The sequence below is a fragment of the Kaistia sp. 32K genome (assembly GCF_016629525.1).
In the GTDB taxonomy this organism is placed as follows: domain Bacteria; phylum Pseudomonadota; class Alphaproteobacteria; order Rhizobiales; family Kaistiaceae; genus Kaistia.
Genome location: NZ_AP024269.1, coordinates 1,433,011 through 1,455,429, shown reverse-complemented (window position 1 = coordinate 1,455,429; position 22,419 = coordinate 1,433,011). Strand labels below are relative to the sequence as shown.

Below are 22,419 nucleotides of genomic sequence, written 5' to 3'. Positions count from 1 at the left end.
AGGCCGGACGCGAGCGCCCGGCCTGCCGGGAGAAAAACTACTCGGCGTTCGAGGTGTCGAGCGGCACGGTGAAGGCGCCGGACTTGATCGCGTCGAACTTGGCCTGCACCGCCTTCAGCACCTCCGGCGGCACGCCGGCGTCCAGGCCGTGGAAGTCGGCGAGCTTCACCGAGCCCTCGGCGATGCCATAGGCCCAGTTCTCGCTCTTCCAGCTCTTGTCCTCGACCGCCTTGCCGACGGCGGTGACGAGCGGGCCGAGATCCCAGAGCACGCTGGTCAGCACGACCTTCGGGCCGAGGTGGTTCTGGTCGGTCATGGCGCCGAGCGCGAGGACGTTCTTGGCGAGCGCCGCGTCGATGACGCCGACACCCTGGGCGGAGAGCACGTCGGCGCCCTGCTCGACCTGCGCGATGGCGGCTTCCTTGGCCTTCGGCGGATCGAACCACGAGCCGATGAAGGTGTGCAGCACCTTGGCGTCCGGCACCATCTCCTTCGCGCCCGCCTCATAGGCGTGCAGGTTGGCGAGCATGTTGGGAGCGGGCATGCCGCCGACCCAGCCGATCGTCTTCGACTTGGACGCGCCGGCGCCGAGCATGCCGGCGAGATAGGCGCCCTGGTAGTCCGGGTTGGAATAGGTGCCGAGATTGGGCGCCAGTTCCTTGGCCGTGCCGGCCATGAACACCGTGTCCGGGAAATCCTCGGCGACGTTCAGAGCCGCGTCGCCGAAGGAGAAGGAATGAGCGAAGACGAGGTTGTAGCCGCGCGCGGCGTAGTCGCGCAGGATCCGCTCGGCATCGGCGTCGTTGACGTTCTCGGAATAGGCGACTTCGGCGCCGAGCGCCTTGGCGGCCGCCTGCAGGCCGTTATAGCCGACCGAGTTCCAGTCATTGTCGCTGATCGGGCCCGGCAGGACCATGGCGATCTTCAGGCCTTCCGCCTCGGCCGTGACGACGCCGCCCAACGCGAACGGCAAGGCGACCGCCGCGACGCGAATTCCCTGCTTCAATTTCTCGAACATGTGCAACCTCTTTCCCCTGCTGTGGCGTCAGACGCCCGTCTGGCCGAATGCTCTAATCCATGCACAAGTTTTGGCCAGCCCAAATCGAAGGCTTTTCCAGCCTCCAATCGTGCCGTTTGCCGGAATCCTTACCAGACGACCGGATGGGTCGCGCCGGTCGCCACATTGACGAAGCCTTCGGGCGCCAGCGGCGACGGTGCCACCAGCACCCAGCGCCAGGGCGCGCAGGTCAGCGTCGCGAAGGAGAGCCGCTCCGGGAAGCCCGGCCACCAGCGCGGCGAGAAGGTCGGCTCGTACATCCAGTCAATCTTGGCGCCCTCGGCATAGAGCGCCTGCATCTCGGCATCGAGGACGTCAGCCGGCCGCGCCGTCATCAGCCCGCCGACCTCGTAGAGCACCCGCGCCACCACCTTGCCGCCGGAGACCAGCACCCAGCCGCCCTGCTGCGCGGCGAGCTCGTTGGCGACCATGGCCATCGCCTCGTCCGACGAGCCGACGACCCAGATATTGTGCTTGTCGTGGCCGAGCGTCGCGCCGAGCGCCGTGTCCGGCGTGCGCGGCCCCGTCCCCAGCCAGAACATTTTTGACACCTTCGCCTCGCCGGAGAAGCGGTCGACAATGGCGAACTTCGTCACGTTGCGCTCGAAATCGCGCTGCACCGCGCCGTCTTCGACGGGGAGCTCCATGGTTATAAAATCATCATGCCAGTGGAACGGCCGGAGCAGCGCCGCCTTGGCGGTAGCGCCCTCGCCAGGTGCTGCAATGCGGAAATCCTCGGCGGTGACGGTGCGGTCGATCTTCACCGTCCGCGTCGCCCATTCCGGCCAGTCGATCGCCGGCAGCTCGCCGACGAACTTCGCGCCGTCGGAGGCCGGACGGCCATCGGCCCAGACCTTGGCGATCTTCAGCGAGGCGACGTCCTCGAGCAGCACGATGTCGGCGAAACGGCCCGGCGCGATCGAGCCGACCCAGGGCGTCAGCCGCATGTGGCGGGCCGGGTTGATGGTGACGCACTGGATGGCGATCTCGGGCGCGAGGCCGTTCTCGATCGCGAGCCGCATGTTGTAGTCGGTCGCGCCGAGCTTCAGCGTGTCGCTGGCGCTGCGGTCGTCGGTGACGAAGGCGATCTGCGACCAGTCGGAAAGCCCCTTGGCGAGGAGCCCCTGGATCAGCTCGGGCAGCGAATGCGGGCGCAGCTCGACGAACAGGCCGTGCGTCAGCTTCTCCCAGACCTCCTCCAGGAACCAGCCCTCGTGGTCGGACGCCATGCCGGCGGCGGCGAAGGCATTGATCGAGGCGAGATCGCGCAGGCCGGCGGCATGGCCCTCGACGACGGCGCGCTTCTCGAAGGTGGCGCGGATCATGCCCCAGAGCCGGTCATAGGACGGGTTTTCCGGGTTCCAGACCGACGGCCAGTCCATCACCTCGTCGAGGCCGGCGACCATCAGGCTCTCGTTCAAAAACTGCTTCTGCTCGTCATAGCCGAAATAGCCGCCGCCCCATTCATAGGCGGTCGGCGGCACGGCCGAGCCCGGCAGCGGAAAAATCTTCATCGGCGAACCGCGCCGGCGCGCCTCCAGCCAGAACTCGAGATTGTTGGCGCCGTTGACGTTGGAGAATTCGTGGCTCGCCTCGCAGACCCAGGTGACGCCGTGCGGCATCACCAGCGCCGCCTCGTGCTCCGGCGTCAGGTGCGAGCTCTCGATATGCTTGTGCGCCTCGCCGAAGCCGGGCACGGCGGCAAGATACGGCTCGTGCAGGCGCTCGGCCGCCTCGCCCGTCCAGGAACCGGCCGGGCCGACATAGGCAATGCGCCGCCCCTTGATGACGATCTCCTGATCGTCCGCCCAAGTCCGCGAATGCACGTCGAGCAGCCGCCCGACGCGCAGCACGCGATCGGCCGGGCGCTTGGCCAACGCCACCAGCGTCAAATCCTGGCGGATCGCGATCTCATCGGTGGCGTCGATCAGGAGATCGGCGGGAAGCGGCGCGGCGGGGGAAACCATCGGGGGGCCTGTCGAGCAAACGTTGCGAAGCCGGCAGAGGTAGAAGCGACAGGCGGCCCTGTAAAGCGTTTCAGTAGATCCTGCCGGCCAGCGGCGCCTCGGCGACAGGGTGCATCAAAACCGGGACGAGCGCCCGCTCGCGCCGGCCCTACCAAGGGTCGTGCGACGCGCGATCCATGGCTCCGCGCAGCGGCATCGGACTGGCGGGAGCCGTTTCGTGCAAAGAGACTGAATTCGGGGATTTTGGGCTGACTGGCTGGGGCGGGAGGAGCCCCAGATATGCACCTATTATCTAGCAATATCAATTACTTAGATGGACGCGATTACATCACTTTAGTACAGGATTTTAGTACACTCTGAAGCGGTCGGAATCGTTTGTCGCGCTCGGCGCCCCCCCTCCTTCATCGTACGTTGGATCGCAGGGGAGCCCTGCGCCTTGGGGTTGGCGATGCCCTCGCGCCGCCGCTACAGCATCCTCTCGCGCTCGAACTGGGCAAAGCCCTAGAACACATTGAGGATCAACCGCCCGGCGGCGCTCGGTATCGACGGTCTCGCCGCCGAGGTTGGCACCCTCAGGCTAACGCCTTGTCGTCGAGGCAGTCGGTCGAATCTTGGCCACCACCATCGCGTCGCCTTCGCCCGCATCGTATCTGGCGTGACCAGTTCAGGCGGAGCCTCGCTGAGGTCGAGACAGCCGGACGTCGGAAAAAACAGGGGCTCGCATCTGGCCACGGCGTGATCAACACGCTCATGGACCATAGCGAACCCCTGTTTCCGGTTTCGTTTCACTAAGGTAACGAAACAGAGAAACTCGATCTCACGCTCGAATTCCCCTGACTGAAGGGAGCTTCGCTCTCCCTGATGTCACCCCAGTTGCATGTCAGAAGGGACTGCTCTCCGCATCCGACAGATCGTCCTCCTGGTCGAGGCCATCGGTTTCCGGGCTCTCCCGGATCCGTCGAGCGGACGCAAAGCACTCGCCAGCTTCGTCGGGCTTGAGAAGTTTCATCTCGATCGCCTTCTTGATTCGCTTGCTGACGGTGCCTTTGGACAGGCCGGTGTGTTTGACAATCTCCTGCTGGCTGATGAACTCCAACGACTTCACGCATCGGACGACCGGATCGTCTTCTCCTACGACCACCTCATCCGACACCTCCCATCCGTTTTCGGTCAGAGACCACGCTCGGGGTAGAAGACGCTCATCCATCCGTTGCCTGAACTTCCCAAACCGAGGGACGAAGGATGCTCCTCCGACCCGAGCGATGGCTGGCTTTTGCAGTTCGAGCACAACCTCGAACGTAACCTCGATCGAGGCGCTGCCCCTGAAGGCCCCACCGTCCTTCCGGGAGTGATGGACGAGAATTGTGGTCAGGCCCATCTGCTTGGTGGTGAGGAGAAAGCTCTGGATCTTCTTGAGCGACGTTGCAGCGTTCTCGTCCTCCAGTCCCTCACTGAGCGTCGTGAAGTTGTCGAGGATGAGGACTTCGGCCTTCACCTGCTTGCACATGTCGAGGAGTGTCGCCTGTCCATCTGACGTCGACAGGTCGTAGAAGGTGGCCTCCGGGGCCTGACCCTGTCGATTAACGAAGACCAGGCCGCCAGCCAGGCTAGCATGGGGACCGATTGCGACGGCCTCGGTTTCCTCCAGCATGACAAGGCGGTCCCTGATGTCCTGCTGGTGCATCTCGCCGTCGACATAGAGGACCTTCCAGGGACGGTCTGACTTCCAGGTGCCAGCGCTGCCACCGGTCGCCATGGCCATCGCCAGACTTAAGCTCAGCATGGTCTTGCCAACGCCTGAGGCAGCCCAGATCAGCGCGGTCTCCCCCGACCGCAACCAAGGATCAATCACGTAGCGTCGCTCAGGGAACGATCGAGCTAATAAATCGCCAGCCGAGATGCTGACCAGGCGATTGACGGGCCGCTCTGCGGCAGGGCGCGACATCAGCCGATGCTCCAGAACAATGGGGCATGGCTTGATGAAAGCAATCTTAGATTTGTCGACAGCCGACGGGCCTGAGCAGCGAGCCGCCATAAGGCCCGAGCCAAGGACGGGAGCGGGATTGGCGCATCGGTGACGCCGTCGAGGAACGATTGGTTGAATTTCACAGAGATGCCTTTGGAATGGGCATGCCTCTCCGATGCGCGTCAGGATGATCTGACGTGCCGGAGGACGTGCGATGAAGTTGCGAGACGGAGAAGGCGTGGCGCGAGGCCGCCGAGAAACGACGCGTGCGCCTAGCCGACTGGGGCGATTAACTGCTCGACGTTCGCCATGGAGGACTCGCAAACCATGAGCGCCTCCTCAGATGGGCAGCGATATCTGCGATCGCTGGCCAAGCCGTTGAGCGACGACTGGCGTGCTCACGATCAGCGTGTAGATTCCACGCCTTCTCTGTTCCGGAGACTAAATCCGGCCCCTCGACAGCTTCCGCCGTCCATGCCTGACAGCTATTCTGCGGCGTTGTCGACGCCTTCCAGCGCCCTGTAGACGCTGCCACGCCCTATTCCGAGCGCCTTGGCGATCTCGGTCGGTGTCTTGCCCTCCGCGTGGAGCTTGCGGACATCGTCGGCCTTGAGGCGCGCGGTCGGCTTACGGCCCAGATACTTTCCCTCAGCCTTGGCCTTGGCGATGCCCTCGCGCTGCCGTTCCAGCATCATCTCGCGTTCGAACTGGGCAAAGCCGGAGAAGATGTTGAGGATCAGCCGACCGGTGGCGCTCTTGGTGTCGACGGTCTCGCCGCCGAGGTTGAGCACTCGGAGGCTGACGCCCTTCTCATCCAGTGCCCGGACAACATCCCAGAGATTGATCGTCGACCGAGCCAGACGATCGATCTTGGTCACCACCAGCGTGTCGCCCTCGCGGACATAGTCCATGGCCCGCTCCAGTTCAGGCCGCTTGCCGACAGACGAGGCCTGTTCGAGGTAGAGCTTGCCGCATCCGGCCGCGAGGAGGTCGCGACGCTGCGCATCAAGACCGGCTTCCTGCTCGGTAGTCGAGATCCTGCCGTAGCCGATAAGCTGGCCTGTTGAAGGATGCGCCGTCGTCATGAAGTCCTCGCCCAGAGTGTCCAAAAGGTCTAGGCATGAGAGTCGAGTGCGTCCAAAATGTCAATTCCTATCCTATTGAACGGACCTGAGGTCGAAGCGGACACGTCCGGTAGGGCGTGGCCTACTGGACGCCTAGCCAGATCACTGTGCTGACGCACACTTACGGAGTTGCATAGGGCATCCATGCGGATGAATTGTTTCGGCCAAGAATAACCCTCGAATCTGGAGAGCGTGTGAGGGAGGATGGGGGAAATTGGCCTTTCGCCGCGATTGAAAATCCCCTCACAAATCAAGGCCAATTTTTTGGAATGCCCCAACATCCCAGAACCACCGCAGTCATTGACTGCAGAAACGCTTGCGTACACGTTTTTGGCTAAGTGATTCGTACATAAATTGGGGGACGCGGATCTACATGGCGGTCGATGGAAGCATGGCTCTTTGGTGCGTTCATCGTGCCGGACAGGAGGAGGCACGAGCCGAACTCCATTTCAACTACTGGCGACTAGCCGGTGACGCGGACTTCAAGAAAAGCAACGGAGCCGTCGTCCGCGATTTTATCGAAGTCGGCATACTCCTCTTCGACCCGACTCGTATTGATTCGGTGAGTATTTATGTACCTTGGAAACTAGATCGGTCCGACTTAATGGACTGCGGCCCCAAGTTTGCGGACCCTGAAATAGCACAGGGCATCTTCAACGAGTATCTTACGTGCAACGCTGGCGGACCACCAGGACCAAAGTACGTAGAACTAAGAAAATCCGGAAAGCCTTTCTGCAGAGTGCATCAGTTTTGGCAAAACGGAGGAATGATAGACACCAATAATCTAGCAATTGAGGAATTTTCAGAAGGGGTAATTGTAACGATAGCCCGAAAGGCGCTGGACGAGTGCATCGTGAATATGCCCGTAGACTGCCCGGCATATTTTCGTCTTCGGTTCTACGTGGGAACTAAACATCCCAGCCCCTTCGTGCGCGTCATAACTCCGAAGGATCGGTTCTTTCAAAGCTCCTCCGAAACGATTGAGTACGTGGATTTCCGCCTGAACGAGGCGCGCACCCTGCCCGATGCAATCGAGTCCCGTATGCGCACAGAGCAGGGAGAAAGAAAGGTAGTCCTTTCACGAGTGGCGTTTCTTACCGCCGTACCAGTATCGGCGGCTATGACTGTGAGCAGCAAAGTAGCCCACAAAACCCGGCTTCTAGAGCACGAAATCTGGACCAAGTACGTGCCTTCTGGGATTCCCCCAGGGATGATGGTGTACCACTGGCGTGTTGATTCCAGCACGCCTCAGGGAGTCGTGGATTTCTCCGCGTTTGTGAAGCTTCAAATTCGCCGTACTGGCCGTAAAGCGTTGATCCTGTACCTTGCCATCGCTTTCATTTTTGCCATCGTAGGGAATCTAGCGGCAGCGGGTATAACGTCCGTGCTAGGTCGAGAACCAGACGCAGACGGTATACAGAGACGGGCAGAACAAGGCCTTGCTCATCGCCTAACGACGAGAAATGACCAATGAACATTGTCCGCGTCCGCCCGACATACCCATGTATTCCTGCGCTGGCCCAGACCGGAGCCACAAAGCTGAGGCTCACCGAGCGAGAGCAAGAGGCACTTGCCTTTTTAGTACCCCTATCTGGCGAATATCCGGCGATCGAATCCTGGTTCACCAACAAAGTTGTTCCCGGACTAAGAACCGAGAGCCGACTACTGCATCGCATTGAGCGGGACGGTACACTCGTGGGCCTTGGAATTGCAAAGCGGGAGCCCGGTGAGAATAAAATCTGCACCGTCAGAGTCAGCCCACTCTATGAAGGGAGGGGCCATGGCCTTCGCATTTTTGATGCTTTGCTGAAGTGGCTCGATGTCGACAAGCCCCACCTCACGATCGGTCAAAGAAAGTTACCGGCCTTTGAAAGGGTTTTCGAATGGTACGGATTCAACATAACTTCAGTTCGTCATGGGCAGTACACCCCCAACCAAAACGAATTGGGATACAATGAAGGTGACCACCTATAATTTTTCCTGAGTTTCTCGGACCTCCTGAAGAAGGCGCTCGATTAACGTCCCCAATTCAAAGTTATCGACAACATAACCTACCGCAAGCGGCAATCGAAGCTTGAGTGCATAGTCCGCGACGACCGACCTAGCCGTAGCCATCTCAGTAAAAATTGCCTCTTCGCTCCGACTAGGGCGCCGCTCCTCCGACGTGCGGCGACTGACGACGGCACTAATTGGCGCCTCAAGAAGCACCAGCGCAGTAGGTGCTAACGCCCGAACAACGCCCACCGGGACGGCGACAAGTTCCCGATCGTTATCAACCACGCTATGGGCATCGAGCACAACAATAGGCTCAGATCTCCCCCGCGTGCGCTCGTCCAGCGCGGCTTTGAGCCCCATCTGTCGTGCGAGTATGCCTTCTTGAGAAGACATCCTCAGTTCGCTTGATGAAAGCATAGTTTGCTTCCGAAGCAGCTCACTGGCGCCAACATGCAACACACCCGCACCACGCGATGCATACGCCCGGCACGCCGTCGTCTTTCCTACGCCCGATATACCAAAAACAACGATAAGATCAGCCACTAAACTACCATCTCAAGTTGATTTTGAGCGCGATTGACGCGTTCGAATTTATTCCCGATGTACATGTACGATTGTGGAGGCGTGAAATTCTCCATAACATCGACAGGATTGATAGGCTGTTCGAAACACCTCACCTCACCGATCGACAGCGCAAATGCCTTGTCCCGATCCACAAAGTAGGCATCGAAATAGTCCTTCGAAATCCCGGCACCGCCACGTGTCCGCATCCATAACCTCTCCGGCTCATCGACAATTATGTCGGAGATATCAAACTCCGCAACAAATCTCCCGACCGGCATCGTGCTATAGACAAGCACCGTCCTTACGTCGCAGCGCGCAAATATTCGGCGACGAAACTCAAAAGTCTTCACGCCAGACAGGATTTTCTCGACATGTACCGGCTTAATGGATAACAAGACGCGCATCAACCTGACCAAGTTCTAATATTCTACCAAATTGCTCATCGGACAGCTCTCTCAAATCCCAGCGAGGCTGCTCACTAATCCCCGCCTCTTCCATCAATCGTCCACGTGTTGTCCGCCTACTGAACGCCACATTGTAGGTCATCTTCACAACGTACAATCTGCTACTAGTTTCGTATTTGTCCCGAAGCTCGTCTTCTGAATAAACAGAATGACGGAGCGCGTAGGCTACAAAGTCGTCGACATTAAGAAAGTCACTCCGTCGCCGAACCTCCTCGACGACACAAACCGATGTTGCGACAGATCGAAAATAAGCGTGCCCGGGCCTATCCGATGTCCTATATATAACCACCATGTCGCCCCGAGACATTCTAGTTAACGGGACGCCACCAATGTACATTTTATGTATCGTGTTGGTATGAGATACATCCTGGACTATCTCACGCGGCTCATTATTCAATATCGAGTCGGGGAGCAGTCGCGAGTGATACTGTGGGTAGACCGCCAACAACCAAGAGCGCCTCCCATTGAGATGCAAGAACGGATAATCGGCAATGATGTCCCCGACTGCAGTATTAAGATCTCTGGCGAGGACCAGTTCCACGCCATCATCGGTGGCTTTAGTGGCGTGCCTTTGGAACCCATACCTCTCGAAGAGAGCAATCAGGTCTGCGTGGATATCGAAGACGGTCACATAGACGCCGTCCTGACCTTCTGAAATCGCCGTATCAAGAATCTTTTTTAGCACTCGTTCACCGAGTTTCGTGCCGCGCCCCTCAATCTTAAGGGTGCCGACCTTCAACCACTTGCCTGATCCGAGCGGCGGCTTGACGTCCAGAATAGGGCCGATCTCCTGCTTAAGGTAAATCATGCCGCTAACACGTCCGTCGTCGTCGACAATATACACGTCCTCTTCGGCTTTTGAGGCGAACCACGCGGGAAAGCCGCGATAGCCAGCCTTCAAGCTATCGAAAAAGGGATCGTCGATCGAAAGGTGACGAAATTTTGTGAGGCGCAGTCGTCGTGACAAATGAGATCCCCCCCCCCGAGGTCTTTCTGCCGAATTGAACTCAGACCAGCTTCGAATGTCTGTTCCAGCAAAAAGATATAATGATTCTTAGGTCAGTGGGGCCTCCAACAGGCTGCTCGCCTGGGGCCACGCCCATTCCTTGATAGATATCTCCCTCTGCCTCGCACGCTCCAGCACGGCTCAAAATCTCAGCGCCCTTCCGGTAACACCAACAATCCAATCAGATCTCGCTTTTGATCAATTTCTAGCCCGTTCGGGGAGTAGACGCCGTACGTCATACCAGCCTTCTTGTGACCGAGAATTTGGGCCGCCTCCGTGTCAGGGATGCGATGACGCTCGAAGGTCTGAGCGACGTTCTTGCGGAAGGCGTGGAAGGTCGAGTGGCCAGGTATGAGCTTGAATCGCCGCCCAAGGGTCTTGCCGATGCTCGCGCCACGCTTGCCGTCCAGCTTGCTCGGCCTGAGATCGGCGAACAGATATCCGTTGATTGGCGCGAGGGCGAGAAATGGGTCCAGCGCCGCGTGAATGGGAACGACGCGGACACTGCTCTCCGTCTTGCCCGCCGTGATGTCAAAGTAGCGGACTCCCTCCGCCTCACAGATGTTGACGGCTTCCAAGGAGCAGATCTCGTTCAACCGCATTCCGGAAAGCAGCGCGATGCGAGGTAGCCAGTAGATTGGATCGGGGCGTCCAAGGGACCCGACATCATCATAGCCACGCAGCAAGTCGCGAAGAGCATCGACGGGCCAAGGAGCGTTGGCTCCCTTCCGAACCTTGCTCTCCATCCTCTGTCCGGCGAACGGATTGGGGCCAGTGACCTCGCCTTGCTTCGTGGCCCACTCCCACAGCGCGGCGAGATCGGAAGCGAACCGGGTAATGGTCCGACCGGAGATTCGCTCGCCGTCCAATTTTTCCGACAGGGCGATGATCTCATTGAACGACCGCGACTTGGTTTTCGGAGAACGCCCCCAATGGGGATGGAGCTTCTTCACCCGATCGAAGAACTCCGATGCCGTCCGGACATCGACCACCGCCAGCGCAGCATCCTTGATGTGGTCCTTGAACAACCGATAAACGGCTTCTCGCTGACTAATGGTCTGGTCCGACAGGCTGGAGCGTGAATCGCGCTGGCGGTCCTTGTTGAACCGTTCGGCGAGTTCAGAGAACGGCGTGCCATATTCCGCTGGAATTCCTCCCTTCCCATGCTGAGCAGCTCTTATCGCGCCGAGAGCAGCCGCCACTTCAGGAGATACCAAATGAGCCGGAGCTTCACTGAGGTAGACGAAACCGAGGCGCGCTGCCTCTCGATCAGCAATGCTATCCCACAGGATGTCCAGGTGCTGCTCTACATCCTCGGGGTCTGGGAAGTTTCGCTTCACCCATTCGATTTGTCGCAGGGTCTCCAAAAAAGCGTCTCGAGGCGTACGCGTCTCGCGAAGCGTCTCCATGTCGAGGGAGAATTCTCGCTTCCAGTGAACCGCCCGCCCCTGCGCCATGAGCGCCGCAACGGATCGATCTGACGTTCGGAGATTTTCCTGAACATGCTTCTTACCGTAACGCACCTGGAGCTCGGCCGGGACGCCGATCTGGAACCAATAAACGTTGCCTCGGAGCTTCAGATAGCGGGGAGCTGACATCGGAGAACCTGCACGACTTTAGTACAGGTTTTTAGTACACGCCCGCTCTCGGGAGCAAGCAAGTCTCTGACATTTATTGGAAAATTGGATGACTGGCTGGGGCGGGAGGATTCGAACCTCCGAATGGCGGTACCAAAAACCGCTGCCTTACCGCTTGGCGACGCCCCAGCAACGGCGCCCGCGGGCACCGCAACGCCCGTCCTATAGACGGTTGGCGCCGCGCCCGCAACGGTGCGTGCCCCCCGTCATCAACAGCCCTCTTCCGCAGTCATCCACAGGGTCGTCGAAGACCTTCACAAGCCCCCTTGCGGCTGGCGAATCCACTGTCTATAACCCGGCTCATCGGCGGTCACGGAGTGTAGCGCAGCCTGGTAGCGCACCTCGTTCGGGACGAGGGGGTCGCAGGTTCAAATCCTGCCACTCCGACCATCGATCTTCCCGACATCCTTGAGAAATCTGAGTTCTCCCCTAGCGGGGCGAAACGATGGGCCCAAGATCCGACCCAGGATTGTCTCGGATATCCGTTTCCCGACCGCCAGCCGCAAGATCCAGCCATTCGCTGTCGCGGGTTCGTACCCCCATTCGGGTCGGGACACTTTGCCGATATCCAGGGCATCCATGATCTCGCCAAACGCGAGCGAAATCATCGATACATACCCCTAGGTTGCATATCCGGCTATCTACGGAATAGCATCCCCGTTCGGCTCAGCCCGGGGGAACCAGATGCGAAGCCTTGCTGCGGCAGTATTGCTGCTGGTTGTCACCGCAACCTGGACAATCCCCCTCTTCGACACACTCCTGCATGGATCAGAGATCTATGCTGTCTACGCTGCCATCCTGCTTTTGCTCCTTCCGGCCACGCTCGCCTTTGCCCTCCTCGTCCTGGGCAGCCTGATCTTTGCTGCGCTGACATGGATCGACCGCGTCAAGATCGATCTCACGCATCTTCCGCTCACCTTCACCGACCTTCGTATTTCTGTCGGCAACCTGTCGGGCTTGGCCGTCGCCATGGGATTGCCGCATGCCACGGTGCTAGAAGTCTATGCCGCTGCGGCACTGGTCGTGAGCGCGCTTCTCGGCCTCGCCCTGCACGCCTGGCATCGCAGGAGGAAGGCTGAAAGGCCGCAACGGCCCCTGGCTCCCCTGGTGGCGCTCACCGTTCTCTGGTCGATCTCGATTGGCTTGTTTACAGGCCTCACAGGCACCCGCCTTGCTGACGCCGCCAATTCCGCGCCCGATTTCTGGGGGCCAGAGGGTGTCGCGATGTTTTCGGAGCGCGTCGGCCTGGTGCCATTCCTCGTCGCGACGCATCAGCTCGATGCCGCATCCCGAGCCGCATTTACCGACTCATTGCCGGAAGGCGGCGCGTCCCTGGATCCCATACCCATCCGGCGCTTCGTCACGCCGGCACAAACCGGAGACGACTTGCTGCCGAATATCGTTCTGATCCAGGCAGAATCTACCTTCGACCCGAACAAGGCCTTCCATCTCCGGGAACCTTACAGAAACGCTCTTCTGGAGCGACATCCCTTAACCGCCGCGCAAGGATCCCTGAAAGTCATTCCGATCGGTGGCGGCTCCTGGGTCTCCGAATTCGAGTCTGTCACCGGGCTCGACTCCAGGTTCTTCGGCTATTTCGGATATTATACACACTCCTCCCTATCGACCTACGTGAGGCGCGGATTCGCGAGCTATCTGCGCGACAAGGGATACAGCACCTATGTATTCTATTCGTGGCCCGGAGAGTTCTTCAACGCGCGCAATGCCTATCGCCACTACGGATTCCAGACCTTCCTGGATAGCCATGACCTTGGCAAGGGCGATGGCAGCGGAGGAACCGATACTCAGATGGTGGATGATTTCATTGCGCGGCTGGATCAAGACCAAAGCCATCCGTTCTTCGCCTTTATCCCGACGTCGGAAAACCATGCGCCGCATGACTGCAAGAACTTCAAGTCGACCGAAGAGATGTTTACGACGCTGGCCGGCACCGATCAGTTCGAGATTAATTGCGAGCTCAACGAATACATGCTGCGCATGGTCAATACTGCGGCCGCCTTCGACACGGCCCGCGACTTTCTCGAACGACTGAGACTGCAAACGGGACGCCCCTTCGTCCTCGCACTCTACGGGGACCACCAGCCGCACACGGTCACCGGGACGGATGCGGCAAAATTCGATTTCACCCCATACCGCACCCGGGATTCCATCCAACACACCGTGTTCAAGATCGATTCCAGCCTCCCGAACGTCTTCGATATTCCGACACCCTTTCCGCTGACCCTCATGCCCACGCTGCTGAGCGCCTATGTCGCCCGCGACCTGGACGATCTCTACCTGCCCTTCAACCTCCAGCTGTTCGATGCCTGCGGGGCAGACTTTTTCGTGGGCGCCGTGAGCTATGAGACGGTGGCCACCGGCAGCGTTTCATCCCAGAAAGGGTCCGCGCAATGTGCTCTCATGCGGGATCGAGCGATTGAAGAATATCGCCGGGCCGGAGCCCTCTGATGTACCAGGTCCGGTCCGCCCCCTGTGACGACGCAATGGGCTTCGGCAACCAGCCCTGCAACCGCCGCGCCGCTTTGCGCCCAACATTACAATTCAGACATGCTCGCGCAGGGTGGTGGCATGCGAAAGTGCGCGGTGGAAAAATCCGGGACTGGCCGGGCGCTTCCCGTGCCCGAGCCTTCCTGAAGCACTGTTTTCTGGGAGAAATGCCATGAAACAGTTCATCGCCAAACAGTTCGCCAGAGAGTTCCTCGTACCAACCGTCCTCGGCACAACGCTGCTCGTCGCCTCGGCGGGCCTGGCGCTCGCCGCCAATGTCCACACCGTCACGGGCACGACCGGCCAGCCGAGCCAGACCATCGGCACGCCGCAGACCGGCAGCGTCACGCCGGGCCATGCCGCCAGCGCCCCCGGCTCCGCCTTCAATCCGAACGGCAATGCCGGCACCCATTACGCCGGGACGCAGCCGCAAAACTCGAACAATCCGAAGAGCGTGTCCCAATACGACGTGGCCGGCTTCCAGCAGTCGCACAAGCCGAACCCGTAATCCGGACGGATGGCCTTCGCCATCGATCGAAAAGCGTCGCCGCGGCCTTCCGCAAGGCCGCGGCGACGGGCTGGGAAACGCCCTCCCCGACGAAATCCCCGCCTATCCCAAGCGAAGTGGAAGACGCGCTTCCGCGGCTTCGTCCGGCGATGCGCCGCGGAGCGGAGCACCTGCCCCACCTGCCCGGCGATCCCCCTCGCCGGGACGAAGATTACCTTAGGGAAGATGAGAGGTGGAGCCGGGTCGCCTCATAACTTTCGGGGGACAGCCGGGCCACAGCAGCGACGAGGTCACGCGGCGCGCGACAGCGAAACGCCCACCTTTCGCGCCGCGGCGGCATTGACGAGCGCCAGTTCAATCTCGCCGTCCGTCACACCTTCCGTAGGGAATATACCCTTGATCCGCTCGACCACATCCTGAAATTCAACCAAAGCTCCAGCATACTGCGCATGCATTACTTCAGAAATGATAATTTCCTCTAACAGAACCGGCATCACCTACTCCCGATGACAGATCTAGATTGATCTCGAAAAATAGATGCCAATGGACACTTTTCAAGAAAATTCTCTGTACTATTTCATACGCTTAGCGCGCGGGTTCGATTGCGAACATTTCGGGAGGAGATCGGACGCGGCCCGGCGGGACGCCGCGACGGACACGCGCCGGAGCGAGGCAGGCGATGCCCGAGAGGACGAACAACCGGCTCCTGAAGACGCTCGGCATCGAAGACCGGAGGCGGATCTTTCCCCGGCTGAAGCGGGTCTCGCTCGACACAAGGACGCGCCTGCAGACGCCCGACCAGCCGGTTTCGTCGATCTATTTCCTGGAAACCGCCGTCGCCTCGGTGGTGGCGGTCGGCGGCGAGCGCGACCGGGTCGAAATCGGCCTGATCGGCCCGGAAGGATGCTCCGGCTCCTGCATCCTGCTCGGCGACTATCAATCGCCGCACGAGGTCTTCGTCCAGATCCCCGGAACCGCCCTGGAGATCCCGGCGGTGGATCTGCGCGAGCTCCTCGCAATCAGCCCCGGGCTGCGGGCCGTCCTGCTGGCCTATGCGCAGGCCTTCTTCATCCAGGTGTCCTACACCGTGCTGGCGAGCAGCCGCCAGAAGCTCGAGGGCCGGCTGGCGCGCTGGATCCTGATGTCGCTCGACCGGGTTCCGGGCGATGAACTGCCGCTGACGCACGATCTCATCGCGGCGATGCTGGGCGTGCGGCGGCCCGGCGTGACGATCGCCATCCACATGCTCGAGGGCAAGGGCCTGATCAAGGCGACGCGCAACCGCATCCTCGTGCTCGACCGCGCGGGACTGGAGGCCAGCGTCGATGGCTTCTATGGCGTGCCGGAGCGGGAATATCGACGCCTGATCGGCTGAGACCCTCCGCCCCGCGCCTTGGACTGCGGACGATTTCCGCAGGCGGCGCGGAACCGATACAACCGGTACGCGTTGAGAATGCGAGGGTGCAATGCCCCCGCCCTGCACTCTTGAAACCCGTCGACCGGTCCCGTCTGGTCGGCGGGTTTCTCTCAGACTGGCGCCGCGAGGGCGCCCGGCGCTACTCCGACCTCACTTGGCCACCTGTCCCCGGATCTCGCCGTCCGGGAATTTCGCCGTATGCAGGTTGAAGTAGAGCTGGCCCGCTTCGAGCTCCGACGCCTGCTTGGCGGTCAGCGTGGCGGAACCGGTGATCGGGCTCGCCATCTTGCCCTTGATCGGGATGACCGGCGGCGCCTTGGCGCCCGCCGCGGCGGGTCCATGGAAATGCGCGGCCGTCACCGGCCCGGTCAAATCCGTGAAGGTGACGGTCCATTTCAGCGTCTTGTTGGCGCTGTCGTAATCGGCCTTCAGCGTCCCCTGCCCCTTGCTCGTATTGGGGGGTGTCTCCTGCTTGCCGGTCAGGTCCGCCTTGTAGGCGACGGTCTTGGCCGATGCCGGGAAGGCGAGGAGCAGGCTCGTCGCGGCGAGGGCGAACGCGATCTTCGGGATATGCAGGGTCATGATTCCGTATCTCCAGTTACGCCGGGATCCGGCGCAGGCTATCAACGAGCCAAGCGGCTCATTCGATCCCGTCCCGCTTCGAGTCTCGCTCTCTCCCCCTGGCAGAAGTATCGCGGCGAACGGTGGAGCGTCGCGATGGCATCCTGACCGCCCGGCGGCGGATGGTTCAGTGCGGCGCCGAACGGTAGGTCGCGGGCGTCTTGCCGAGATGCCGGGAGAACATGCGGGTCATGTGCGCCTGGTCGGCGAAGCCGCACATCCCGGCGACGTCGGCGAGCGAGACCTGGCGCGCTGCGATCATCTCGGTGGCGCGCGCCATGCGGCGGCCGAGCAGCCATTGGTGCGGCGCGACGCCGGTCGAGCGCTTGAAGGCATGGGCGAACTGGCTCGTGCGCAACCCGCAGGGCGCGGCGAGCTCCGCCAGGCCGATGCCGCCGATCAGGCTGGTCTCGATGATCTCCTTCGCCAACCGCTCCTGCCAGGTGCTCAAGCCGCCGACGACGCGCCGGCGCGTCGCGAGATCGCCATAGCGCGCGCAGACATAGATGCCGAGCTCCCACATCAGATGGTCGGCGAGCCGCGGATCGAGCGTCTCGGGCGCCTCGAAGAACGGATGGATGCGCAGCACCAGCTGCATCAGGAAGGGATCGTCGACGATGGGATAGAGGCTGTTCCCGAGATGCGTGACATACGGCACCTCCAGATCCTCGGCGATCTCGCGCAGGAAGCTCTGCGGCAGGATGATCTCGACCGCGTGGCGCGGCGCGTTGAAGTCGATTGGCTCGACGCCGGAGAGATAGGGCCGATGCGTCTCGAAGACGTCCGACGTCTCGTCCTGCAGGCGCACGCCGATCGAACAGGCGTCGGTCCAGTTGCAGCGGCTCGACGGCCGCGTCGCGGCGGCGGAATGGGCCGGCGTCGGGCCGTAGCGGATATCGGCCGAGATCAGCCGCGAGCGGGAGATGCCCCGAAAGGCGAGCCTGTGGTTCGAGCTGGCCGGAAGCCCGACCGGGACGGATGCCAAGCCGACAGCCTTATCGACGACATGGACGATCGCATCGAGGGTCATGGGAACCTCCGGCTCGTCCCCGTAGAATAGCAAATCCGCGCCGCCGCAACCACAGGGATCGAGGCGGCGCAGATTGGCCCACGCACCGGAGGCTGCTATGGGCCGTCGCCGGCAGGGCAACGGGCGCCGGCGAGGCCGGTATTGTCGAGCGGCTCAGTTCGCCGGGACGCCGGCGGCCGCCTTCTCGATCAGCGCGGCGACCGCCTCGGGCTTCGAGACATAGATGGCATGGCTGCCGGTGGCCTCGACGGTGACGGCCTTGGCGCGCGCGGCCATGGCGTGCTGCGCCGGCGGCGGGATCATCTTGTCCTCGGTCGCGATCAGGTACCAGCTCGGCTTCGCCTTCCAGGCCGGCGCGGTGACCTTGCCGTCGAGCGCCGCGACGCCCCAGGGAACCTGCGCATCCGCCATGAACGCCGCGAGATCCGGGCGGACATCCGCCGCGAAGGCCCCGGCGAATTTGGCGCGGTCGAGGAACAGGAACCCGTCGACCGGCGGCAGGATCGGCGGCACCGGCGCGCCCGGCGGCGGATTGGCGATCAGGCTCGAGACGGATTCGCCGGCGTCGGGCGCAAAGGCGGCGATGTAGACGACGCCCGCCACCTTGGGATCGGTGCCGGCCTCGGAAATGACGGCGCCGCCATAGGAATGCCCGACCAGGATCACCTTGTTCGGCGCGGCCGCGATGGCCCGCTTGGTGACGGCGACATCATCGGCGAGCGACGTCGTCGGGTTCTGGACGATGGTGACGTCATATCCCTTCTTCTTCAGGATGTCGTAGACGCCTTGCCATCCGGCGCCGTCCACGAAGCCGCCATGCACGAGAATGATGGACTTCGTCGCCGCCTTGTCCGCAGCCGAGGCGCCCGTCGCGCTCATGCCGAGAACGAGCGCCGCCACAGAGACAGCCAGAGTGAGACCGTTCAGCATTTCCATTCCCTCCTCTTCCGTTCACCTTCGGCCGGACGCGATCGCCTCGGCCGGGCGGCAGGATACGGAGGCGCGCGCCGCCGGGATTGAACGATCCTGCGGTGCTGGTGGGGAGGGTGGCTGAACAGCCGCGCGAACCGGCCGCCCTACTCCGCGGCCGGGACCGGGCAGTCGAGATCGCCCTCCTGGCAGGCCAGATAGCCCTTGAGGTCCTCGATCCTGAGCCGGGTAAGATTGTCGTTGCACTGGCTGACGATCATCGGCTCGGCGCTGCCGCCGGCCACGGCGGAACCCCTGAAGGCACATTCGGCGTCGCGGAACGAGACCCAGGCGCGCTGCGTCGCGACCAGCAGGCGGCGGGTGTCCGCGTCGTCGGTGAGGCGCTCCTGGATCTGGCGATAGAGCTTGTTCAGTTCGGCGTCGGTTTTCTTGAACGCATCGCCGGCGCAGATGGTCATCTCGGTCTGTGTCTGAAGATCACCGCAATCGGCGGCACGAGCGGCGGGCGCAGCCCAGATCCAAATCATCGCGGCAACAGCGATCGCAAGGCCAGAAAAGGCACGCATCGGAAACTCCTTCTGGAGACGGCAGGGACGGATCAGGCAAGGACGGATCAGGCAGGGATTGCGACCCGACCCTAGCAAACACCGGAGGTCGACACCACGCGTTGTCCCCGCCGAGGCCGCAACCGCCCTAACCCTAAGCAAAATGGCCCGCATCCGGCGAGGGATGCGGGCCATCTGTTGGCTGGCGATTTCGTCAGAGCGTTTTCAGCTCGACGAGACCTTCATGACGACGAGGCCGCAGACGATCATCGCCGCGGCGGCGATCCGCGTCGGCGAAGCGCTTTCGCCGAGCACGACGATGCCGACGATGAAGGCGCCGACCGCGCCGATGCCCGTCCAGATCGTATAGGCGGTGCCGAGCGGCAGCGACCGCATCGAGATCGACAGCAAGCCGAAGCTGCCGATCATCATGACGATGGTGACGATCGTCGGGATGAGCTTGGAGAAGCCTTCCGACTGCTTCATCGAGAACGCCCAGACGACTTCGAGGATGCCGGCGATGATGAGATAGACCCAGGCCATTTGGTTTTGCCTATGTACAATGCGGGTTGTCCCGGTGGTTCTTATCCAGCAGGCAGGTCATCCAGCCCGTGGCAGTCCGCTCACGCTCCGGTCAATGCGCAGGGTGGAGCGCGTCGTTCAGATACATGCAGGTGAGCATTGCGAAGATATAGGCCTGAATGAGCGACATCAGCAATTCCAGGCCCGTCAGCGCCACGGTCATGATGAGCGGCAGGATCGCCGTCGCGAGCCCCATGGCGCCGGCGCCGGAGAGATCGGCGACGAAGCCGGCGAACACCTTCAGCGTGATATGGCCGGCGAGCATCACGGCGAACAGACGCACCGAATGGCTGATCGGCCGCGACAGATAGGACACCATCTCGATCGGGATGACGATCGGCGCCAGCACCAGCGGAACGCCGGACGGCAGGAACAGCCGGAAGAAGCCGAAGCCGTTCAGAATGAGCCCGTAGATGGTGACGGTCAGGAACACCGTCATCGCCAGCGAGAAGGTCAGGATGATCTGGCTGGTCGCCGTGAAGGCATAGGGAAACATGCCGATCAGATTGGCGACCAGCACGAACATGAACAGCGAGAAGACCAGCGGGAAGAAGCGCATGCCGCCCTGCCCGACATTCTCGCGCAACATGTCGCGGACGAAGACGTAGAGCAGTTCGGCCGACGACTGGAAGCGGGACGGGATGATCAGGCCCTTCCGCGTCGCCAGCATCAGGAAGGCGAAGATGATCGCGACGGCCAGTCCCATATGGGCGGCCGAATTGGTCAGGACGATCTCGACGCCCCCGACATCGAACAGATGCAGAAGCGGCTTGATCTCAAATTGTTCGATAGGTCCGGCCACGGCCGCCCCCTCAGAAGGCGGGGCCGTCCCCGATTGTCACCACGGCGCAGGTCGTCCAGCGCATGCCCGTCCTAGCCGGAGGGGGCGGCGATTTCAAGAGGTTGCGGCCGGCGAGACCGGTTGCGAGCCGGCGCGTCGTGGCCATCCGGCCGCGCGCCATCGCGCTCATCACGACCCGGTTGCGGATGGAGAAATTTCACGCGAAACCAACAAAGTTCCAGTCCAACGGCAAACTTCGAAATTCGACACAATTTCCATAATGTAACCGTATCAACAATCCTCGCCATTCCCTTGAGGTCATGGCGACATCGGATTGTTTTCAGACTGAAAAAGACGCTGGACCTCGCGCGAACCTCTCCCTAGTCTGCCATCATTCCGATAGGGAATGAGAGATTTATAGACCGAAGCCATAGTATATCCGGATCACGAACCACACCCCGTTTCGCCGGAGGAAGGCCCGATCCCGAGAGGACCCGGAAGGGCCCGCCTTCCGGAAAGCCTCCACCGAAGCCAGGCCGCCGGCAAACGGCGCCGGCTCCGGACAACCACAGGGATTGCCTCTGGCCGCCGGAACCGTCGGCGCTAGTTGGCAGCAAAACCGGTCCACGCGTCCGCCAGACACAGGGAAACGCCATGAAGACCCGTTCCGCATTCCTCCTCGCCATCGCCCTCGCCGCCAGCAGCCCCGCCCTCGCGGCTCAGGCCGCCGAGACGCCCGGCGCCGCCATTCCGGTGACGCCGGACAATTTCGTGCGGGCGGAATCGGATCGTTATCTGGCCGGACTGATCAAGGACGTCGGGATCGGCAAGCTTCAGCACCGGCGCGAACCGGCACCGATCGACCACCAGACGGTCATCCGGCTGAACCGCGATACGCTCTATTCGTCGGTGGTCCTCGATCTCGACGCCGGACCGGCGACCATCACCCTTCCCGACGCCGGCAAGCGCTTCTTTTCGTTGCAGGTGATCGACGAGGACCAGTACACCCACGGCGTCCACTACAAGCCGGGAAAATACACGCTGTCGAAGGACGATATCGGCACCCGCTATGTGGTCGCCGGCATCCGCATCCTGGTCGATCCCGCCGATCCCGAGGACCTGAAGGCGGTGCATGCCCTGCAGGATGCGATCCAGGTCGAGCAGAAGAATGTCGGCGTCTTCGAGGTCCCGAACTGGGACCCGGCAAGCCAGGACAAGGTGCGCGAGGCGTTGCTCGTGCTCGCCTCGACGCTGCCCGACACCAACCGCATGTTCGGCACCAAGCAGCAGGTCGATCCCGTCCGCCGGCTGATCGGCTCGGCCTCCGCCTGGGGCGGCAATCCGGAGACGGAGGCGATCTACCTGAACGTCACGCCGCCAAAGAACGACGGCGAGACGATCTACAAGCTCGACGTCAGGGATGTGCCCGTCGACGGCTTCTGGTCGATCAGCGTCTACAACGCTGACGGATACTATGCAAAGAATCCGCTCGACGCCTATTCCCTCAACAATATCACGGCAAAGAAATCGCCGGACGGATCAGTTGCCGTACAGTTCGGCGGCTGTGCCGACAATATTGCCAACTGCTTGCCAACGGTGGCAGGATGGAATTACATGGTAAGGCTCTACCGGCCCCACAAGGAAATCCTCGACGGCAAATGGACCTTCCCGGAGGCCAAGCCCGAGACCTGAAGCACCCTCGACGATGATCTGGCCA

General features: G+C 61.5%; 21 protein-coding genes and 2 tRNA genes. 7 read left to right on the top strand and 16 right to left on the bottom strand.

From position 1 onward, the window contains the following. Positions 1-37 precede the first annotated feature (37 nt). From K32_RS06470 to K32_RS06455, 4 genes are all read right to left on the bottom strand, one after another. On the bottom strand, positions 38-1,018 hold the full coding sequence (locus K32_RS06470; RefSeq protein ID WP_201403231.1) for a BMP family protein: 981 nt from the start codon (positions 1,016-1,018) through the stop codon (positions 38-40). 128 nt (positions 1,019-1,146) lie between these two features. After that, on the bottom strand, positions 1,147-3,024 hold the full coding sequence (locus K32_RS06465) for an adenine deaminase (RefSeq protein ID WP_201403230.1): 1,878 nt from the start codon (positions 3,022-3,024) through the stop codon (positions 1,147-1,149). A gap of 880 nt (positions 3,025-3,904) precedes the next feature. After that, a complete protein-coding gene (locus K32_RS06460; protein WP_201403229.1) occupies positions 3,905-4,969 on the bottom strand; it encodes an AAA family ATPase in 1,065 nt (354 codons plus the stop codon). Between the two features lie 506 nt (positions 4,970-5,475). After that, positions 5,476-6,075, bottom strand: a complete 600-nt coding sequence (locus tag K32_RS06455; RefSeq protein ID WP_201403228.1) for a recombinase family protein — start codon at positions 6,073-6,075, stop codon at positions 5,476-5,478. A 412-nt stretch (positions 6,076-6,487) separates the two neighbouring features. On the opposite strand from K32_RS06455, the gene K32_RS06450 reads away from it, so the two are divergent. Next, positions 6,488-7,588 carry a hypothetical protein gene (locus K32_RS06450; protein ID WP_201403227.1) on the top strand — a complete coding sequence of 367 codons (1,101 nt, stop codon included), beginning with the start codon at positions 6,488-6,490 and terminating at the stop codon, positions 7,586-7,588. Next, positions 7,585-8,088 carry a GNAT family N-acetyltransferase gene (locus K32_RS06445; RefSeq protein ID WP_201403226.1) on the top strand — a complete coding sequence of 168 codons (504 nt, stop codon included), beginning with the start codon at positions 7,585-7,587 and terminating at the stop codon, positions 8,086-8,088. Before K32_RS06450 ends, K32_RS06445 begins: the two co-directional genes overlap by 4 nt. Here the strand turns inward: K32_RS06445 and K32_RS06440 are convergent. From K32_RS06440 to K32_RS06420, 5 genes are all read right to left on the bottom strand, one after another. After that, a complete protein-coding gene (locus K32_RS06440) occupies positions 8,083-8,652 on the bottom strand; it encodes an ATP-binding protein (RefSeq protein ID WP_201403225.1) in 570 nt (189 codons plus the stop codon). The two genes, K32_RS06445 and K32_RS06440, sit on opposite strands and share 6 nt — an antisense overlap. Then, positions 8,652-9,077 carry a hypothetical protein gene (locus tag K32_RS06435; RefSeq protein ID WP_201403224.1) on the bottom strand — a complete coding sequence of 142 codons (426 nt, stop codon included), beginning with the start codon at positions 9,075-9,077 and terminating at the stop codon, positions 8,652-8,654. The genes K32_RS06440 and K32_RS06435 overlap by 1 nt, the downstream gene beginning before the upstream one ends. Further along, a complete protein-coding gene (locus K32_RS06430) occupies positions 9,055-10,038 on the bottom strand; it encodes a GNAT family N-acetyltransferase (RefSeq protein WP_244669875.1) in 984 nt (327 codons plus the stop codon). The genes K32_RS06435 and K32_RS06430 overlap by 23 nt, the downstream gene beginning before the upstream one ends. Before the next feature lie 254 nt (positions 10,039-10,292). Next, positions 10,293-11,741 (bottom strand): DUF6538 domain-containing protein, encoded by a 1,449-nt coding sequence (locus K32_RS06425; RefSeq protein ID WP_201403222.1) that lies wholly within the window; start codon positions 11,739-11,741, stop codon positions 10,293-10,295. Positions 11,742-11,834: 93 nt separating this feature from the next. Beyond that, a tRNA-Gln gene (locus K32_RS06420) sits at positions 11,835-11,909 on the bottom strand. Positions 11,910-12,093: 184 nt separating this feature from the next. Between K32_RS06420 and K32_RS06415 the strand changes: the two genes are divergently transcribed. The 3 genes from K32_RS06415 (at position 12,094) to K32_RS06405 (ending at position 14,796) form a co-directional block, all read left to right on the top strand. After that, positions 12,094-12,170 (top strand) — tRNA-Pro (locus tag K32_RS06415). 294 nt (positions 12,171-12,464) lie between these two features. Further along, positions 12,465-14,249, top strand: coding sequence for a sulfatase-like hydrolase/transferase (locus K32_RS06410; protein ID WP_201403221.1), 1,785 nt, complete (start codon positions 12,465-12,467; stop codon positions 14,247-14,249). A 211-nt stretch (positions 14,250-14,460) separates the two neighbouring features. Further along, positions 14,461-14,796 (top strand): adenylate cyclase, encoded by a 336-nt coding sequence (locus tag K32_RS06405; RefSeq protein WP_201403220.1) that lies wholly within the window; start codon positions 14,461-14,463, stop codon positions 14,794-14,796. Positions 14,797-15,086: 290 nt separating this feature from the next. Here the strand turns inward: K32_RS06405 and K32_RS06400 are convergent, their stop codons facing one another. Then, complete coding sequence (locus K32_RS06400; RefSeq protein WP_201403219.1) at positions 15,087-15,290, bottom strand: hypothetical protein; 204 nt, start codon at positions 15,288-15,290, stop codon at positions 15,087-15,089. A 185-nt stretch (positions 15,291-15,475) separates the two neighbouring features. Here K32_RS06400 and K32_RS06395 point away from each other — a divergent pair, with 185 nt between their 5' ends. Further along, entirely contained in the window at positions 15,476-16,171 is a 696-nt protein-coding gene (locus K32_RS06395) for a Crp/Fnr family transcriptional regulator (protein WP_201403218.1), read from the top strand. A 192-nt stretch (positions 16,172-16,363) separates the two neighbouring features. Here K32_RS06395 and K32_RS06390 read toward each other — a convergent pair whose 3' ends face one another. The 6 genes from K32_RS06390 to K32_RS06365 form a co-directional block, all read right to left on the bottom strand. Next, positions 16,364-16,795: a CHRD domain-containing protein gene (locus K32_RS06390; protein WP_201403217.1), complete on the bottom strand. Its 432-nt coding sequence runs from the start codon at positions 16,793-16,795 to the stop codon at positions 16,364-16,366. A gap of 166 nt (positions 16,796-16,961) precedes the next feature. Then, positions 16,962-17,864: an AraC family transcriptional regulator gene (locus tag K32_RS06385; protein ID WP_201403216.1), complete on the bottom strand. Its 903-nt coding sequence runs from the start codon at positions 17,862-17,864 to the stop codon at positions 16,962-16,964. 153 nt (positions 17,865-18,017) lie between these two features. Continuing rightward, positions 18,018-18,743, bottom strand: a complete 726-nt coding sequence (locus K32_RS06380) for an alpha/beta fold hydrolase (protein ID WP_244669964.1) — start codon at positions 18,741-18,743, stop codon at positions 18,018-18,020. A gap of 197 nt (positions 18,744-18,940) precedes the next feature. Continuing rightward, positions 18,941-19,360 (bottom strand): lysozyme inhibitor LprI family protein, encoded by a 420-nt coding sequence (locus tag K32_RS06375; RefSeq protein WP_244669874.1) that lies wholly within the window; start codon positions 19,358-19,360, stop codon positions 18,941-18,943. A gap of 204 nt (positions 19,361-19,564) precedes the next feature. Continuing rightward, complete coding sequence (sugE, locus tag K32_RS06370; protein ID WP_201403214.1) at positions 19,565-19,882, bottom strand: quaternary ammonium compound efflux SMR transporter SugE; 318 nt, start codon at positions 19,880-19,882, stop codon at positions 19,565-19,567. A 91-nt stretch (positions 19,883-19,973) separates the two neighbouring features. Continuing rightward, positions 19,974-20,723, bottom strand: a complete 750-nt coding sequence (locus tag K32_RS06365) for a F0F1 ATP synthase subunit A (RefSeq protein ID WP_201403213.1) — start codon at positions 20,721-20,723, stop codon at positions 19,974-19,976. A gap of 633 nt (positions 20,724-21,356) precedes the next feature. On the opposite strand from K32_RS06365, the gene K32_RS06360 reads away from it, so the two are divergent. Further along, positions 21,357-22,394 (top strand): DUF1214 domain-containing protein, encoded by a 1,038-nt coding sequence (locus tag K32_RS06360; protein WP_201403212.1) that lies wholly within the window; start codon positions 21,357-21,359, stop codon positions 22,392-22,394. The last annotated feature ends 25 nt before the right edge of the window (positions 22,395-22,419 follow it).

Coding starts and splice junctions, on each gene's coding strand:
- K32_RS06395 (WP_201403218.1), top strand. CDS start 15,476: ATGCCCGAGAGGACGAACAACCGGCTCCTGAAGACGCTCGGCATCGAA.
- K32_RS06390 (WP_201403217.1), bottom strand. CDS start 16,795: ATGACCCTGCATATCCCGAAGATCGCGTTCGCCCTCGCCGCGACGAGC.
- K32_RS06465 (WP_201403230.1), bottom strand. CDS start 3,024: ATGGTTTCCCCCGCCGCGCCGCTTCCCGCCGATCTCCTGATCGACGCC.
- K32_RS06380 (WP_244669964.1), bottom strand. CDS start 18,743: ATGAGCGCGACGGGCGCCTCGGCTGCGGACAAGGCGGCGACGAAGTCC.
- K32_RS06460 (WP_201403229.1), bottom strand. CDS start 4,969: ATGTCGCGCCCTGCCGCAGAGCGGCCCGTCAATCGCCTGGTCAGCATC.
- sugE (WP_201403214.1), bottom strand. CDS start 19,882: ATGGCCTGGGTCTATCTCATCATCGCCGGCATCCTCGAAGTCGTCTGG.
- K32_RS06410 (WP_201403221.1), top strand. CDS start 12,465: ATGCGAAGCCTTGCTGCGGCAGTATTGCTGCTGGTTGTCACCGCAACC.
- K32_RS06405 (WP_201403220.1), top strand. CDS start 14,461: ATGAAACAGTTCATCGCCAAACAGTTCGCCAGAGAGTTCCTCGTACCA.
- K32_RS06425 (WP_201403222.1), bottom strand. CDS start 11,741: ATGTCAGCTCCCCGCTATCTGAAGCTCCGAGGCAACGTTTATTGGTTC.
- K32_RS06455 (WP_201403228.1), bottom strand. CDS start 6,075: ATGACGACGGCGCATCCTTCAACAGGCCAGCTTATCGGCTACGGCAGG.
- K32_RS06385 (WP_201403216.1), bottom strand. CDS start 17,864: ATGACCCTCGATGCGATCGTCCATGTCGTCGATAAGGCTGTCGGCTTG.
- K32_RS06435 (WP_201403224.1), bottom strand. CDS start 9,077: ATGCGCGTCTTGTTATCCATTAAGCCGGTACATGTCGAGAAAATCCTG.
- K32_RS06450 (WP_201403227.1), top strand. CDS start 6,488: ATGGCGGTCGATGGAAGCATGGCTCTTTGGTGCGTTCATCGTGCCGGA.
- K32_RS06375 (WP_244669874.1), bottom strand. CDS start 19,360: ATGCGTGCCTTTTCTGGCCTTGCGATCGCTGTTGCCGCGATGATTTGG.
- K32_RS06445 (WP_201403226.1), top strand. CDS start 7,585: ATGAACATTGTCCGCGTCCGCCCGACATACCCATGTATTCCTGCGCTG.
- K32_RS06360 (WP_201403212.1), top strand. CDS start 21,357: ATGAAGACCCGTTCCGCATTCCTCCTCGCCATCGCCCTCGCCGCCAGC.
- K32_RS06470 (WP_201403231.1), bottom strand. CDS start 1,018: ATGTTCGAGAAATTGAAGCAGGGAATTCGCGTCGCGGCGGTCGCCTTG.
- K32_RS06400 (WP_201403219.1), bottom strand. CDS start 15,290: ATGCCGGTTCTGTTAGAGGAAATTATCATTTCTGAAGTAATGCATGCG.